The sequence below is a fragment of the Vibrio sp. 1069 genome (genome assembly GCF_033340555.1).
Genome location: NZ_JAWOWP010000537.1, coordinates 1 through 626, shown reverse-complemented (window position 1 = coordinate 626; position 626 = coordinate 1). Strand labels below are relative to the sequence as shown.

The following is a 626-nucleotide window of genomic DNA, read 5'->3' as shown; positions in this document are numbered from 1 at the left end:
GACGTTAGCGGCGTCATTGGTGATGGCTTTGCTATTTGTGCCTGTTATTGGCGGCATTATTGGTAAACCTCAGGTTCTCAATCCTAAAGCCCAACAAGAAATGGTGGAGCTGCACAACGGAAACTTTGAGAAAGCGACAGGAATTACCAAGCTTTATTACAAAACCTTGTTTGTGGCGATTCAACATCCTTGGAAAGTGCTGCTGAGCGCGGTATTGCTGGCGGGTGGTGTTGGATTTACTTACAGTAAAGCGGGGTTAGGGGCGGAGTTTTTCCCTGAAGTCGATCCGCCATTTTTCACCGTAAAAGTACGCTCTTACGGGGATCTTTCCATTAATGAGAAAGATATCGTAATGCGAGAAATTGAAAAGGTCATGCTGGGTCATGATGAGTGTGAAAGTGTCTACACTCGCACTGGATCGAGCGATAATGGTGACGAAATCGGTCAGATTCAAATAACTCCTGTGGATTGGCAATATCGTCGTAAAGTCAAAACGATCATTGAAGAGCTAAAAGCTACCACCGACCAATTTTATGGCGTTGAGTTAGAGTACAAATTCCCGGATGCCGGCCCTCCGGTTGAACATGATTTGGTGATTGAAGTTTCTTCTCGAAGTAGGAGTATAG

At 45.0% G+C, this 626-nt stretch carries 1 protein-coding gene; it reads left to right on the top strand.

Annotated elements, in window-relative coordinates; all coding sequences use genetic code 11:
* The coding region (locus tag R7040_RS27600) for an efflux RND transporter permease subunit (RefSeq protein ID WP_318097763.1) at nt 1–626 on the top strand (626 nt) is incomplete at both ends.